Annotated in this window: 13 protein-coding genes and 2 tRNA genes; all 15 read left to right on the top strand. The window is 72.2% G+C overall.

The genetic code is table 11. The features are described 5' to 3' along the window. Window positions 1-51 precede the first annotated feature (51 nt). The 15 genes from ACYU96_RS18900 (at window position 52) to pcaDC (ending at window position 13128) form a co-directional block, all read left to right on the top strand. Window positions 52-140: transfer RNA gene (locus ACYU96_RS18900), tRNA-Ser, on the top strand. A 316-nt stretch (window positions 141-456) separates the two neighbouring features. Then, a tRNA-Arg gene (locus ACYU96_RS18895) sits at window positions 457-529 on the top strand. Window positions 530-755: 226 nt separating this feature from the next. Continuing rightward, on the top strand, window positions 756-1724 hold the full coding sequence (locus ACYU96_RS18890) for an ABC transporter substrate-binding protein (protein WP_460757107.1): 969 nt from the start codon (window positions 756-758) through the stop codon (window positions 1722-1724). An 11-nt stretch (window positions 1725-1735) separates the two neighbouring features. After that, window positions 1736-2527, top strand: a complete 792-nt coding sequence (locus tag ACYU96_RS18885; RefSeq protein WP_460757104.1) for an ABC transporter permease — start codon at window positions 1736-1738, stop codon at window positions 2525-2527. Beyond that, complete coding sequence (locus ACYU96_RS18880) at window positions 2524-3381, top strand: ABC transporter permease (protein ID WP_460757102.1); 858 nt, start codon at window positions 2524-2526, stop codon at window positions 3379-3381. Before ACYU96_RS18885 ends, ACYU96_RS18880 begins: the two co-directional genes overlap by 4 nt. A gap of 1 nt (window position 3382) precedes the next feature. Further along, complete coding sequence (locus ACYU96_RS18875; RefSeq protein WP_460757099.1) at window positions 3383-4198, top strand: ABC transporter ATP-binding protein; 816 nt, start codon at window positions 3383-3385, stop codon at window positions 4196-4198. Window positions 4199-4249: 51 nt separating this feature from the next. After that, window positions 4250-5044, top strand: coding sequence for an IclR family transcriptional regulator domain-containing protein (locus ACYU96_RS18870; protein ID WP_460757096.1), 795 nt, complete (start codon window positions 4250-4252; stop codon window positions 5042-5044). Between the two features lie 72 nt (window positions 5045-5116). Further along, window positions 5117-6322 carry a thiolase family protein gene (locus ACYU96_RS18865; protein WP_460757094.1) on the top strand — a complete coding sequence of 402 codons (1206 nt, stop codon included), beginning with the start codon at window positions 5117-5119 and terminating at the stop codon, window positions 6320-6322. Then, window positions 6319-7032 (top strand): 3-oxoacid CoA-transferase subunit A, encoded by a 714-nt coding sequence (locus tag ACYU96_RS18860; RefSeq protein ID WP_460757090.1) that lies wholly within the window; start codon window positions 6319-6321, stop codon window positions 7030-7032. Before ACYU96_RS18865 ends, ACYU96_RS18860 begins: the two co-directional genes overlap by 4 nt. Continuing rightward, a complete protein-coding gene (locus tag ACYU96_RS18855; RefSeq protein ID WP_460757088.1) occupies window positions 7029-7724 on the top strand; it encodes a 3-oxoacid CoA-transferase subunit B in 696 nt (231 codons plus the stop codon). Before ACYU96_RS18860 ends, ACYU96_RS18855 begins: the two co-directional genes overlap by 4 nt. Then, window positions 7721-8899, top strand: a complete 1179-nt coding sequence (locus ACYU96_RS18850; protein WP_460757085.1) for a 4-hydroxybenzoate 3-monooxygenase — start codon at window positions 7721-7723, stop codon at window positions 8897-8899. The genes ACYU96_RS18855 and ACYU96_RS18850 overlap by 4 nt, the downstream gene beginning before the upstream one ends. A 189-nt stretch (window positions 8900-9088) precedes the next feature. After that, complete coding sequence (gene pcaH / locus ACYU96_RS18845; protein WP_460757661.1) at window positions 9089-9850, top strand: protocatechuate 3,4-dioxygenase subunit beta; 762 nt, start codon at window positions 9089-9091, stop codon at window positions 9848-9850. Beyond that, the gene (pcaG, locus tag ACYU96_RS18840) at window positions 9843-10475 is read left to right on the top strand and encodes a protocatechuate 3,4-dioxygenase subunit alpha (RefSeq protein WP_460757083.1); all 633 of its coding nucleotides are present in this window, start codon (window positions 9843-9845) and stop codon (window positions 10473-10475) included. The genes pcaH and pcaG overlap by 8 nt, the downstream gene beginning before the upstream one ends. Window positions 10476-10511: 36 nt before the next feature. Continuing rightward, window positions 10512-11804: a lyase family protein gene (locus ACYU96_RS18835; RefSeq protein WP_460757081.1), complete on the top strand. Its 1293-nt coding sequence runs from the start codon at window positions 10512-10514 to the stop codon at window positions 11802-11804. A 7-nt stretch (window positions 11805-11811) separates the two neighbouring features. Beyond that, window positions 11812-13128, top strand: coding sequence for a bifunctional 3-oxoadipate enol-lactonase/4-carboxymuconolactone decarboxylase PcaDC (gene pcaDC, locus ACYU96_RS18830; protein ID WP_460757080.1), 1317 nt, complete (start codon window positions 11812-11814; stop codon window positions 13126-13128). The last annotated feature ends 663 nt before the right edge of the window (window positions 13129-13791 follow it).

Genomic DNA, 13791 nt, shown 5'->3' with positions numbered 1-13791 from the left:
GTGGCAGGTACTGTGGGCTGCGCGCTCGCCGCCCCAGGGTGGCTGTCGCGAGGAGACGTCGCATAGTCAGGCCTAGTGCGCCACCCTGCTAAGGTGGTAACGGTGCAAGCCGTTCGCGGGTTCAAATCCCGCCGTCTCCGCTGCGGCGATGGGTGGGGTGTGCCTACGTTGTAGGGCTCCTCACCCCGCCAGTTCTTGTGGGGGTGCAGCCCCCACACCCCGGTCCGAGGCTTCGCACCAGCCCCTTACTCGGATGCTGTCGCGACCTGCGGTGGTGGACGGCTGGTGGGTTACGCGCCCATCCTTGCGGTGAAGGTGCGTGCTGCACGGGTTGGCGGGGTGGATGGGTGTTGTCCCTCACTCGCCGGGATTTCGGTTTGGGAACCTGGTGGTGAGACGGTAGTGTTCTCGTCGTTCGGCCGTGTGAGCGGCTGGAGCGGTGAATGGCATCGGTAGGCGCCCGTAGCTCAACGGATAGAGCATCTGACTACGGATCAGAAGGTTGGGGGTTCGAATCCCTCCGGGCGCACTTTCGGCCCCGTACCAAGTAGACGCTTGGTACGGGGCCTTTCGCGTGCCAGGGGCCGCGAAGGGCTTGCCCACCAGGTCGCCCGTCACCCGGCCGCTCCCGACGCCAGAACGGTTGACGGCACGACTCCGCCCTCGATACGTTCTCTGTGAGCACACTCGTTCGGTGTGCGATCGCAGCGGTCGCGGCCGCGAGTGGTACCGAGCATGTTCAAGGGAGAACAACCGTGAGTCGCATCGTCTCGTCCGTGGCCGCCGGAGCGGCCGTCGCACTGACCCTGGCCGCGTGCAGCGGCGGGGAGGACCAGCCCGAGCCCGCCGGCGGCGGAGGCGGGCTCACCGAGGTCACCGTCGGGGTCATCCCGATCGTCGACGTCGCACCGATCTACCTGGGTCAGGAACAGGGCTTCTTCGAGGACCAGGGGCTCGATCTCAACCTCGAGCTCGCCCAGGGCGGCGCGGCGATCGTGCCGGCCGTCGTCTCCGGGGAGTACGAGTTCGGCTTCAGCAACGTCACCTCCCTCCTCGTCGGGGTGAGTCAGGGCGTTCCGCTCAAGGTGGTCGGGCCGGGCAACTTCACCACCGGCGAGTCCGGCAACGACTTCGGCGGCGTCGTCGTCGGCGCGGACTCGGACATCAAGGACGCCGCCGGGCTCGAAGGAGCGACGGTGGCGGTCAACACCCTGAACAACATCGGCGACTCGACGATCCGCGACGTCGTCGCGGAGGCCGGTGGCGACCCCAGCAAGATCGACTTCGTCGAGATGGGCTTCCCCGACATGCCCGCCGCCGTCGCGAACGGGGACGTGGACGCCGCGTGGATCCTGGAGCCGTTCCTGACCATCGCCCAAGACCAGGGCGCCGAACTGGTGTCGTCGAACTACGCCGAGACCGATCCCGAGCTGATGATCGCCGCCTACTTCACGAGCGAGCAGCTCGTCGCCGAGGACCCCGAGACGCTCGAGGCGTTCCAGGCCGGACTGACCGAGTCGCTGACCTACGCCCAGGAGCACCCGGACGAGACCCGGGAGATCCTCGACGGCTACACGGAGATCGACCCCGAGGTGAAGGAGTCGATGGTGATGCCCCGGTTCGACACCGAGATGTCGGCCGACTCCTTCCGGACCCTCGCCGACCTCGCCCTCGAGTACGGCCTGGTCGAAGAAGAGCTCGACACCTCAGCGCTGCTGCCGTGACCTCTCGCGCCATGCCCCGTTCCGGCGCCCGGGTCCCGGCCTGGGCGCTGGGCGCGGCCGGGATCGTGACGTTCCTGGCCGTGCTCGAGCTCGTACCGCGCACCGGCCTCGTGGACGCGCGCTTTCTCCCGCCCGCCTCGCGGATCGGCCAGGCGCTCGGGCAGCGGCTCGCGACGCCGGAGTTCTGGGTCGCCCTCGGCCAGACGCTCACCACCTGGATCACCGGCCTGGCCATCTCGCTGGCCGCAGGCGTCCTTCTCGGTGTCGTCATCGGCATGGTTCCCGTGCTCCGCAAGCTCACCTCCTCGACGATCGAGTTCCTGCGACCGGTCCCGTCCGTCGCGCTGATCCCGGCGGTGGTGCTGATCGTCGGGCCGGGCCGGATGGAGTCGACGCTCGTCCTGGTGGTCTACGCCAGCTTCTGGCAGGTGCTCGTCCAGGTCCTGGCAGGCGTGCAGGACATCGACCCGGTGGCGTCCGACACCGCCCGCTCCTACCGCTTCTCCCTCTGGGCGCGGGTGCGCACCCTCATCTGGCCCACGGCGCTCCCGTACGCCATGACGGGCCTGCGCCTCGGCGCGTCGGTGGCCCTCATCCTCACCGTGACGGGCGAGATGCTGCTCGGCACGCCGGGGATCGGGAAACTCCTGGGGGTCGCGCGCGACTCGGGTGCCTATCCGTCCATGTACGCGCTGGTCGTGGTGGCTGGCCTGCTCGGGCTGGTCCTCAATCTGCTGGCGCGGTCCGTCGAGGCCCGTGCTCTGTTCTGGCACCCGTCCGTCCGAGGGGAGGCCGCGGCATGAGCGCGCCCGCGACGCGTCGTCGTCCGTCCGCCGGGACCCGGCGGCGTCCCGCCGTCCGCCTGCTGGCGGACGTCGGCTGGACCCTGTTCCTGCCGCTGGTGATCCTGGTCGTCTGGTGGTTCACGACCGCGAACAGCACCTCCTACTTCAACCCTCCGCTCGCCGACGTCCTCGACACGTTCGCCCCCACCTGGCTGGGCACCGGCGGCGAGGGCGTGGCCGACTCCCGCCTGGTCCACGACGTCCTGCCGAGCATCGGCCGGCTGCTCGCCGGGCTGGTGGTGGCGGGCGTCGTCGGGATCCTGGCCGGTGTGGCGATCGGCTCGTCCCGCGCCCTGCGCGCGTTCGCGGAGCCGGTGCTCGAGTTCTTCCGGGCGCTACCGCCGCCGATCATGGTCCCGGTGCTGGTGCTCTTCTTCGGCATCGACACCACGATGAAGGTGGTCGTCATCGCGTTCGGCACGGTCTGGCCCATCCTGCTGAACACGGTCGAGGGCGTCCGGGGTCTCGACCCCGTGCTGCGGGACACCGCCCGGGCCTACCGTCTGGGCCGGCTCGCGCTCCTGACGAAGCTGATCCTGCCCGGCGCCGCGCCGCAGATCGTCACGGGCGCCCGGCAGGGCCTGTCGATCGGGATCATCCTCATGGTGATCAGCGAGATGTTCGCCGCCAAGGACGGGCTCGGCTTCTCGATCGTCCAGTTCCAGCGCAGCTTCGCCGTCCCCGAGATGTGGTCCGGAGTGATCCTGCTCGGGCTCCTCGGCCTGCTGCTCGCCCAGATCTTCCGGCTCGTCACCGACCGGACTCTCGCCTGGTACCACGGGTACCTGCAGTCCCAGCGCGGAGGTGCCTGAGATGTCAGAAGGAACCATGCTCGCCGTCGACCACCTGAACAAGGTCTACGCGGGCTCCGGCGGCGAGGTCGAGGCGATCGCCGACCTGTCGTTCGAGATCGCGACGGGGGAGCTGGTCTGCGTCGTCGGCCCGTCCGGTGCGGGCAAGACCACGCTCCTGCGTTGCCTGGCCGGACTGCTGCCCGTCACCGCGGGGGAGGTGCGGCTCGCTGGCGACCTCGTGAGCGCGCCGCCCGCCGGGATGGCCGTCGTGCTGCAGGAGTACGGCCGTTCGCTGTTCCCGTGGCTCACGGTGGCGCAGAACGTGGAGCTGCCGTTGCAGGAGAAGCGGCTGGGCAAGGCCCGGCGACGGGAACTGGTCGCCACGACGCTCGACGCCGTCGGCCTGGGCGACGTGCCGGACTCGTACCCGTGGCAGCTCTCGGGCGGCATGCAGCAGCGCGTCGCGATCGCCCGGGCGGCGGCGTACGAGCCGCAGGTGCTGCTCATGGACGAGCCGTTCGCGGCCGTCGACGCGCAGACCCGGTTCGACCTGGAGGATCTCGTCCGCGCTCTGTGGAAGCGCCTCGGCGTCACCGTGGTGTTCGTGACCCACGACATCGATGAGGCGATCTACCTGGCCGAACGTGTGCTCGTGCTGTCCGCGCGGCCTACCGTGATGCTGGAGGACGTCCGGGTCGGCCTGGGCGCGGAGCGCAGTCAGCTCGAGACCCGGTCGGAGCCCGAGTTCGCCCGGCTGCGCACCCACGTCTACGAGTTGATCCAGGCGGCGAAGCAGGGAGTGCGGTCCGTGGCCGACGCCCACCTGACCCACTGACCGACCACCGGCGCGGCGACGCGTCATCCGAGCAGGGAGAGGCGAGTGACCGTGAGCGCACCAGGAACCGAGGGCGGCGGGAGCCGGCAGGGCGAGTTCGTCCAGTCGCTCGAACGGGGCCTGGCCGTGATCCGTGCCTTCGGCGCGGCGCACCCGGCCATGACCCTCAGCGAGGTCGCCCGGGAGACGGGCCTGAGCCGCGCGTCGGCGCGCCGGTTCCTGCACACCCTGGTCGAGCTGGGCTACGTCGCCACGGACGGGCGGAGCTTCACGCTGCGTCCGCGCGCCCTGGAGCTCGGCTACGCCTACCTGTCGGGGCTGACGCTGCCGGAAGTGGCTCAGCCCCACCTGGAGGCGCTGAGCGAGCAGGTCGGTGAGTCCACCTCGATCGCCGTGCTGGACGGTACGGACGTCGTCTACGTGGCCCGGGTGGCGACCCACCGGATCATGAGCGCGGCGATCCGCGTGGGGACGCGCTTTCCCGCCTACGCGACGTCCATGGGCCGCGCGGTCCTGGCGGGTTCGCCCGACGCCGTCCGCGACGACTTCCTCGCACGGGCCGAGCTGTCGCCACTGACCTCGCGGACGCTCACCACCCCCGAGGGCCTCCGCGCCGAGCTGGAGCGGGTCCGGGAGCAGGGCTACGCGTTCGTGGACCAGGAGCTGGAGGAAGGGCTGCGCTCGCTGGCCGTCGGGCTGCGCGGGGCCGACGGCGCGACCGTCGCGGCCGTCAACGTCTCGGCCCCGGTCCGGCGCGGCGACGTGGACACGATCATCGCGGAGATCCTGGCGCCGCTGCGCAAGACGGCGGCCGAGATCGAGGCGGACCTGCGACGAGTTCCGTAGCCCCCGGGACCGGGTGATAATCTCGGTGTGCGCGTAAAGAACAAAAGTTCGTTGAGCGAACAGGATGGTGCGATGAGGCAGGCATTCGTGTACGACGCGGTCCGGACCCCGTTCGGCCGGTACGGCGGGGCGCTCGCGGGCGCACGCCCGGACGACCTCGCCGCGTTCGTGCTGGACCAGCAGGTCCGTCGTGCCGGAGCGCTCGACCCCGCCCGGATCGACGACGTGATGCTCGGCAACGCCAACGGTGCGGGCGAGGACAACCGCGACGTCGCGCGCATGGCCGTCCTGCTCGCCGGCCTGCCGGTCACCGTGCCCGCCGTGTCCGTCAACCGCCTGTGCGGATCGGCCCTCGACGCGGCGATCCAGGGCGCCCGGGCCATCGAGTCCGGCGACGCCGACGTCGTGCTCGCGGGCGGCGTCGAGTCCATGAGCCGTGCCCCCTGGGTGGTCCCCAAGCCGGAGCGGGCCTTCCCCGCCGGGAACCTCGAGCTGGTCTCCACCACGCTGGGCTGGAGGCTCGTCAACGACCGCATGGAACCCGACTGGACCGTCTCCATGGGGGAGGGCACCGAACGCCTGCGGGAACGCTTCGGGATCTCCCGCGAGCGCCAGGACGAGTTCGCGCTGCGGTCGCACCGTCTCGCGCACGAGGCGTGGGAGGCCGGCCGCTACGACGATCTCGTGGCGGCCTACACCGGTCCGGGTGCCGGCAGGGAGCCGCTGGTGCGCGACGAGCCGATCCGCCCGGGCAGCACGCCGGAGAAGCTTGCCGCCCTCGCGCCGAGCTTTCGTCCCGACGGCACCGTGACGGCGGGGAACGCCTCCCCGCTGACCGACGGCGCGAGCGTCGTGCTGCTCGGTTCGCAGGGCGCGGAGGAGCTGACGGGCCTGCGGCCGCTGGCGCGCGTGGCGGGCCGGGCGGCGGTGGCCTGCGAGCCGCAGTACTTCGGTTACGCGCCGGTCGAGGCCGCGGACCGGGCGCTGGAGCGCTCCGGTGTGAGCTGGGGCGACATCGGTGCCGTGGAGCTCAACGAAGCGTTCGCCGCGCAGGCGCTGGCGTGCGTCGACGCGTGGAGGATCGACCCGGCGATCGTCAACGCCTGGGGCGGCGCGATCGCCGTCGGGCATCCCCTCGGTGCCTCCGGGACGCGCGTGCTCGGCACGCTGGCCAGGCGGCTGCGGGCGGAGCACGCCCGGTGGGGTGTCGCGGCCATCTGCATCGGTGTCGGTCAGGGCCTGGCCGTGGTGCTGGAGAACACCGAGGCCTCGGGATGACGCGCGTCGTGGACACGGCACGTGCCGCGCTCGGCGAGGTGGCCGACGGGTCCACCGTGATGATCGGTGGATTCGGGCCGGCGGGCCAGCCGGTGGAGCTCGTCGAGGCGTTGCTGGAGAGCGCGGCGACCGACCTCGTCGTCGTCTCCAACAACGCCGGCAACGGCGAGGACGCCCTGGCCCGCCTCATCGCGCGACGCCGGGTGCGCCGGATCGTCTGCTCCTTCCCGCGACAGGTCGATTCCTGGCACTTCGACGCCGCCTACCGGGCGGGGGAGATCGAGCTCGAACTGGTCCCGCAGGGCAACCTCGCCGAACGCATCCGTGCCGCGGGTGCCGGCCTCGGTGGGTTCTTCACGCCGACCGGCTACGGCACTCCCCTCGCCGAGGGCAAGGAGACCCGTGAGGTCGGCGGTGTCCCGATGGTCTTCGAGTCGCCCCTCGCCGCCGACGTGGCTCTCGTCAAGGCGGATCGCGCCGACGGCGCCGGCAATCTCACGTACCGCAGGACGGCTCGGAACTTCGGCCCGGTGATGGCGACCGCGGCCTCGCGGACCGTGGTCCAGGTCCGCGAGGTGGTGCCGACGGGCGGCATGGATCCGGAGACCGTGGTGACACCGGGGATCTACGTGGACACCGTGGTGCGGCTGGACGGACCGACGGGCGTCGCGGGTGCCGGCGCGGCGCGGGCGGGGGAGGAGGTGTCGTGAGCGGCACGACGACGGGGCGGGCGACGCGCAGTGCCCCGCTGACGAGGGCGGAGATGGGCGCGCGGGTCGCCGCCGACATCGCGCCGGGCTCCTACGTGAACCTCGGGATCGGCCTGCCCACCCTGGTGGCCGACCACCTGCCGGAGGGCACGGGCATCACACTGCACACCGAGAACGGCCTGCTCGGCATGGGGCCGGCCCCGGCCCCGGGAGACGCCGACCCCGAGCTGATCAACGCGGGCAAGGCGCCCGTCACCGCACTGCCAGGAGCCTCGTACTTCCACCAGGCGGACTCGTTCGCCATGATGCGGGGCGGCCACATCGACGTGTGCGTGCTGGGAGCCTTCCAGGTGTCGGTCGCGGGCGACCTGGCGAACTGGTCCACCGGTACGCCCGGGGCCGTCCCCGCGGTGGGCGGTGCGATGGACCTCGCCGTCGGTGCCCGGCGCAGCGTGGTCATGATGACGCTGCTGACCAAGGACGGCCGGCCCAAGCTCGTGCAGGAGTGCACCTTGCCGCTGACCGGCGTGGGCTGCGTGTCCCGGATCTACGGCGACCTCGCGGTGATCGACGTCGGCCCCGGGGGCGCCGTCGTCGTGGAGACCTTCGGCCTCACGCACGCCGAGCTGGCCGAGCTGCTCGCGCTCCCGCTACGGCCGGCCGGGGCGCCGGCGCCGGAGGTCACGTCATGACGACCGAGCGCACCCGGGTGGCGATCGTCGGCGGCGGGCCCGCCGGGCTGCTCCTGTCCGCCCTGCTCGCGCGCGACGGCGTCGACCACGTCGTGCTCGAGTCACGCACGCGCGACGAGATCGCGAACACCCACCGCGCCGGCATCCTGGAGGCCGCCTCGGTGCGGACCCTGGTGGACATCGGGCTGGACCGAGTGCTCCGCGAGGGCGACCGGCACGAAGGCATCGACCTGCGGTTCGACGGCGAGATGCACCGGATCGACTTCGCCGGCCTCGTCGGCGACGCCGTCTGGCTCTACCCGCAGACGGAGGTCTTCAAGGACCTCGCCGCCCGGCGGGCCGCCGACGGCGGCGACGTCCGCTACGGCGCCGCCGTCATCGACGTCGCCGGCCTCGGCACGACCACGCCCGGCGTCGTCTACGAGGCGGGCGGCACCCGCCACGAGCTGCGGGCCGACATCCTCGTCGGAGCCGACGGCTCCCGCTCGGTGTGCCGGCACGTGCTGCCGGAGGCCGTGCGCCGCTCCTCCACGTACGAGTACCCGTACGCGTGGTTCGGCGTCATCGTCGAGGCGCCGCGCAGCGCACCCGAGCTCGTCTACACGGCGTCGGACCGCGGCTTCGCCCTGATCTCCCAGCGGACTCCGACCCACCAGCGGCTGTACTTCCAGTGCGACCCGGACGAGGACCCCACGGCCTGGGACGACGAGCGGATCTGGGCCGAGCTCCAGGCGCGTGTCGCCGGACCGGACGGGTTCGCGCTGCGGGAGGGCCCCGTCGAGGAGCGCACCGTGCTGCGGTTCCGCTCGTCCGTCGTCGAACCGGTGCGGCACGGCCGCATGCTGCTCGCGGGCGACGCCGCCCACACCGTCCCGCCCACCGGCGCCAAGGGGCTGAACCTGGCGCTCGCGGACGTCGTCGTGCTGCACGAGGTCCTGTCGGAGTGGCGGCGCACGGGCGACGACGACGTGCTGGACGAGTACGGGCGGCGTGCGGGCCGCCGGGTCTGGCGGGCGCAGAACTTCTCGGCCTGGATGAGCCGGATGCTGCACTCCCATCCCGGCGAGTCGGGCTTCGAGGCTCGGCGACGGGTGGCCGAGCTGCGCACGCTGGCGGAGTCGGAGGCCGGGCGGAAGTTCCTGGCCGAGGGCTACACCGGCTGGGGAGCGATCTGAGATGGAGGGCGCAACGTGAGTACGACGCGACAGAGACCGCCAGACGGCGTGGGCGAGCACGGTACGGGCACGGCGGCCGGGTCCGGGACCGGCGCGCCTGCCGGCGACGAGGCCACCCGGGACGGGGCCGGGGAGCAGGCCACCCGGCCCGACACCCGGCTCGACACGGCGGCCGGGCCGCAGTCCGAGATCACCGCGGAGATCCGGCGGACCGAGGGCGAGTACCGCGCCGGCCTCGCCGCCGGCGCGCCCGAGGAGCTGAGCTCCCGCCTGGACTACCCGCCGTACCGCAGCACCCTGCTGCGCCACCCGACCAAGTCGCTGCACCTGGCCGACCCCGAGACGATCGAGCTGTTCGCGCCGGTGTTCGGCGAGCGCGACGTGGCGCCGCTGGAGGCGGACCTGACCGTCCAGCGCGACGGCGAGCCGATCGGCGAGCGCATCGTCGTGACCGGACGGGTCGTGGACGGTGACGGTCGCCCGGTGCGCCGCCAGCTCGTCGAGATCTGGCAGGCCAACGCCGCCGGGCGCTACCTGCACAAGCGCGACCAGCACCCCGCGCCGCTCGACCCGGGTTTCACGGGCGTCGGCCGCACTCTGACCGACGACGACGGCTGGTACCGGTTCCAGACCATCAAGCCCGGCCCGTACCCGTGGAAGAACAACTTCAACGCGTGGCGGCCCGCGCACATCCACTTCTCCCTGTTCGGGACGGACTTCACGCAGCGCATCGTGACCCAGATGTACTTCCCGGGCGACCCGCTGTTCCCCCTCGACCCGATCTTCCAGACCATCCCCGACGCGAAGGCCCGCGACCGGCTGATCGCGGTCTACGACCACGACGTCACCAGCCACGAGTGGGCGACCGGCTACCGCTGGGACATCGTCCTGACCGGCGGCGAGCGCACCGTGACCGAGCAGGACCGCCCGGAGGAGGACGACGATGAGTGAGCCGCGCGTGAGGCGGGGCCTCGCCGGCTTCTCGGCCGGCGACGACGGCCCGGGCCGTCTCCGGCCCACCGCCGGTCAGACCGTGGGGCCGTTCTTCGACTTCGCGCTCTCGTACGACAGGAGCAACGAGATCGTCGAGCCCGGCACGCGCGGCGCGGTCCGCCTGCACGGCACCGTCACCGACGGCGCCGGCGCACCCGTCCCCGACGCCCTGATCGAGATCTGGGGAGCCACTCCCGCGGGCGAGCCCGTCCGCACCGGAGGCCACGTCGCCCGCGACGGCCGGTTCACCGGCTGGGGCCGTGCCGGCACCGACCGTGAGGGCGGCTACTGGTTCCGCACGCTCGAACCCGGCCCGCTCCCGTCCGGCGACGGCGTCGTCGCGCCCCCGCCCTTCTTCGCCGTCACGATCTTCGCCCGCGGCCTGCCCGACCGGCTCTTCACCCGCGCCTACCTCCCGCAGCATGAGCCCGAGGGCACGTTTCTGGACGGGCTCGACCCCGACCGCCGTCGTACCGTGAGGTGCGAGCGCGAGCCCGACGGCTCGCTGCGTTTCGACATCCGCCTGCAGGGTGCCGACGAGACGGTGTTCCTGGACTTCGGAGGCTTCGATCCCCGTGACTGACCCGGTGGTTCCCGACGACGACGGCGGACGAGCACCGTGACCGACACCGGCCTGCTCACCCCCGGCCTGCACGGGCCCGCGCAGGAACTGACCGACGACGTCGCCGTGCTCCGCGGGATGCTCCAGGCGGAGACCGCATGGGTGGAGGCACAGGCCGGCCTCGGACTCGTCCCTGCCACGGTCCACGACGCGACGGTGCACGCCGCGGAGACCCTGCTCGGCGGCGCAGGACACCTGCACGGTCCCGCCACCGACGAGGCGCGCCGGCTCGCGGCCGCGCTCGCGGAGGAGTCCTCCGAGACCGGCAACCCCGTGATGCCCCTCGTGCGACGGCTGCGCCAAGCGCTGCCTGCCGAGGCCCCGCACGGCTCCGCCGAGGCCCTGCACACCGGCCTCACCAGCCAGGACGTCGTCGACACGGCCCTGATGCTCGTCGTCACCGACGCCGTCGGCCACGTCCGCGACGACCTGCGACGGGCCCGCACCGCGCTCGCGGCCCTCGCCCGCGAGCACCGCTCCACCCCCGTCCTCGCGCGCACCCTGGCCCAACCCGCCGTCCCGACGACGTTCGGCGCGCGCGCCGCGACCTGGCTCCAGGCCACGGCCGAGGCGGACGCCTCCCTGACCTGGCTCGACCAGCCCGTCGCCTGGGGCGGAGCGGCCGGAACGCTGGACAAGATGGCCGGACCCGCCCAGGTGCGGTTCGACGTCGTCGACGCCTGGGCCCTCTGCCTCGGGCTCTCGGTCTCGGCCGCACCCTGGCACGTCACCCGGTTTCCCGTGCTGCAGACGGGCGCGGCCCTCGCCGAGGTGTGCGCCGCGCTCGGCAAGCTCGCCTCCGACGTCCTCACCGGCGTCCGCGCCGGAGAGCTGCACGAACCGTCCGCTCCCGGGCGCGGCGCGTCGTCGACCATGGCCCACAAGCAGAACCCGGTGCTCTCGCTCCTGCTGCGCCGCTCCGCGCTCGCCGCGCCGGGTGCGCTCCAGACCCTCCACACCGCGGCCGGGCTCGCCGTCGACGAGCGCCCCGACGGCGCCTGGCACGCCGAGTGGCCCGCGCTGCGCGACCTGGCCCGGCACGCCGTGGGCGCCGCGGCGCTCGCGGCCGAGCTGCTGGACGGGCTGTCCGTGGACCCCGCGGTGGCGTCCGCCAACCTGACTGCCGGGCTGGGTGCGGCGGAGGGCGGGGACACCGGCGTTCCCGAGGCACTCGTGGACCGTGTGCTGGCGCGCTACCCGGCGGTGTCGGACACGCCGAGCGGCGGGCGTTCACCTGGCAGGTCCGCCACGACGTCGACGGGTGACCGCACGAGTCCGCGACAGAGCTAGGAGCACGATGACCACCTCGCCCCCCACTCTCGGTGCCGTCCGGTTCGTGCTGCGGGACGCCTCGCGGCCCTTGCTCGTGCTCGGGCCGTCGCTGGGCACGTCGGCCGCGGCGCTCTGGCAGGACGTCGCGGTGCTGCTGTCCCCGCACGCCGACGTCGTCGGCTGGGACCTGCCCGGGCACGGGACGTCGCCGATGCTCGACGGTCCGGCCGCATGTGCCGGGCTCACCATGGCCGACCTGGCCTCCGGCGTGCTCGACGTCGCCGTCGAGGCGCAGCGGGAGCGCGGGGACGCGGGCGCACCGTTCTGGTATGCCGGGGACTCGGTGGGCGGGGCCGTCGGGCTGCAGCTCCTGCTGGACGCCCCGCAGCGCGTCGCCGGAGCCACGCTGATCAGCACGGGGGCGCGGATCGGGACGCCCGAGGCGTGGCAGGAGCGGGCCGACCTCGTCGCGGTGGCCGGAACACCGACACAGGTGAGCGGATCCGCCGAGCGGTGGTTCGCACCGGGCTTCATCGCGAGACGCCCCGACGTGACGACACGGTTGCTCGCGTCGTTGCAGGTCGCCGATCGGTTCGGCTACGCGGCCGTCTGCCGTGCGCTGGCCGGGTTCGACGTCCGGGACCGGCTGCGGGAGATCGAGGTGCCCGTGGCCGCCGTCGCCGGGCGGCACGACCGGCCGACTCCCGTGGCGAGCCTCGAGGAGATCTCCGCCGGCGTCCCGCGGGGCACGCTGCGGGTGCTGGACGACGCCGCGCACCTCCCCCCGGCCGAGAAGCCCGCGGAGGTGGCCCGGGTGATCGCGGAGCTGATGGGGCTGCCGGGACCGCAGGGGGAGGAGATCCGGGAGGTGAGCGGTGACGCGAGCGGGGCGGGCGACGTGGACGGGGACGGTCGCGTGGTGGTGAGCGGCCCGGAAGCCGGTGGCGAGGGTGCCGGCCACGGTGCGGACCGGGTGCACGGCGAGGGCATGCGCGTGCGGCGCGAGGTGCTCTCGGACGAGCACGTGGACCGCGCGATCGCGCGCACGACGGGCTTCACCCAGGACTTCCAGGACCTCATCACGCGGTACGCGTGGGGCGAGATCTGGACGCGGCCGGGGCTGGACCGGCGGACGCGCTCGGCCGTGACGCTCACGGCGCTGGTGGCCGGAGGGCACTGGGACGAGCTGGAGATGCACGTCCGGGCCGCCCGGCGGAACGGCCTGACGGCGGACGAGATCGGCGAGGTGCTGCTCCAGACGGCGATCTACTGCTCGGTGCCGAGCGCCAACCACGCGTTCGCGGTGGCCGACCGCGTCCTGGGCGAAGATGGCGAAATCTGAACGAAAAATTACCAAGCGGCCGTCTCGGCGGCGGTTCCTTGGTGAACGATCGACGGAGAGGCCGTCCCGGCCGGCCCGGAGGGGGTCAGGGCATGGCGTGCGAGCAGGTCGGAGTGGTCGTCACTTGGCCTTTGGGAGGGTGAACGCACTGGTGTGGCCGTCGTCACCGTCTCCTGGCTTTGACTCCGAGGACCCCCTCCCGTAATGTTCTGGTCGTTCGCCCGAAAGGGAGGTACGGACAGGAACCGCGGAAGACGCGGGCTGGCCGGTCCCGAGGCGGAAACTCACTTCAGATCTACCGGGTGCTTCGTGCGCTCCCGATCTGGTGGGGATATCGGAATCGTAGCTGCGGCTCAGATCACTTTCGAGGGATTTGGGAAACAGAATTCGGTCTGATACGTTTGACGAGTCGCCCTGAGCGGGCCGCCGGGATTTCGGTTGGTTCGGATGTGTGCGTCGGTTGTTTGAGAACTCAACAGTGTGCTTGATAGTCAATGCCAAATGTTTTGTGCCTTTGGTGGGGTGGACTGGTTGGCCCGTTGTGGGTTGGTTGGTTTGTTCTGCTGGGGGTTGTTTTTGGACGGACTGAAGTTGGATGTTTTGGTCTGGCCGGTATCATTATTGCTCTGTGAAGAGTTTGTTCTTTTACGGAGAGTTTGATCC

The organism is Myceligenerans cantabricum, from assembly GCF_054777735.1.
Note: the sequence above shows the minus strand (reverse complement) of the source record. Positions and strands in the feature narration are given on the sequence as shown.

Coding starts and splice junctions, on each gene's coding strand:
- ACYU96_RS18885 (WP_460757104.1), top strand. CDS start 1,736: ATGCCCCGTTCCGGCGCCCGGGTCCCGGCCTGGGCGCTGGGCGCGGCC.
- ACYU96_RS18880 (WP_460757102.1), top strand. CDS start 2,524: ATGAGCGCGCCCGCGACGCGTCGTCGTCCGTCCGCCGGGACCCGGCGG.
- ACYU96_RS18875 (WP_460757099.1), top strand. CDS start 3,383: ATGTCAGAAGGAACCATGCTCGCCGTCGACCACCTGAACAAGGTCTAC.
- ACYU96_RS18865 (WP_460757094.1), top strand. CDS start 5,117: ATGAGGCAGGCATTCGTGTACGACGCGGTCCGGACCCCGTTCGGCCGG.
- ACYU96_RS18860 (WP_460757090.1), top strand. CDS start 6,319: ATGACGCGCGTCGTGGACACGGCACGTGCCGCGCTCGGCGAGGTGGCC.
- ACYU96_RS18850 (WP_460757085.1), top strand. CDS start 7,721: ATGACGACCGAGCGCACCCGGGTGGCGATCGTCGGCGGCGGGCCCGCC.
- pcaG (WP_460757083.1), top strand. CDS start 9,843: ATGAGTGAGCCGCGCGTGAGGCGGGGCCTCGCCGGCTTCTCGGCCGGC.
- pcaDC (WP_460757080.1), top strand. CDS start 11,812: ATGACCACCTCGCCCCCCACTCTCGGTGCCGTCCGGTTCGTGCTGCGG.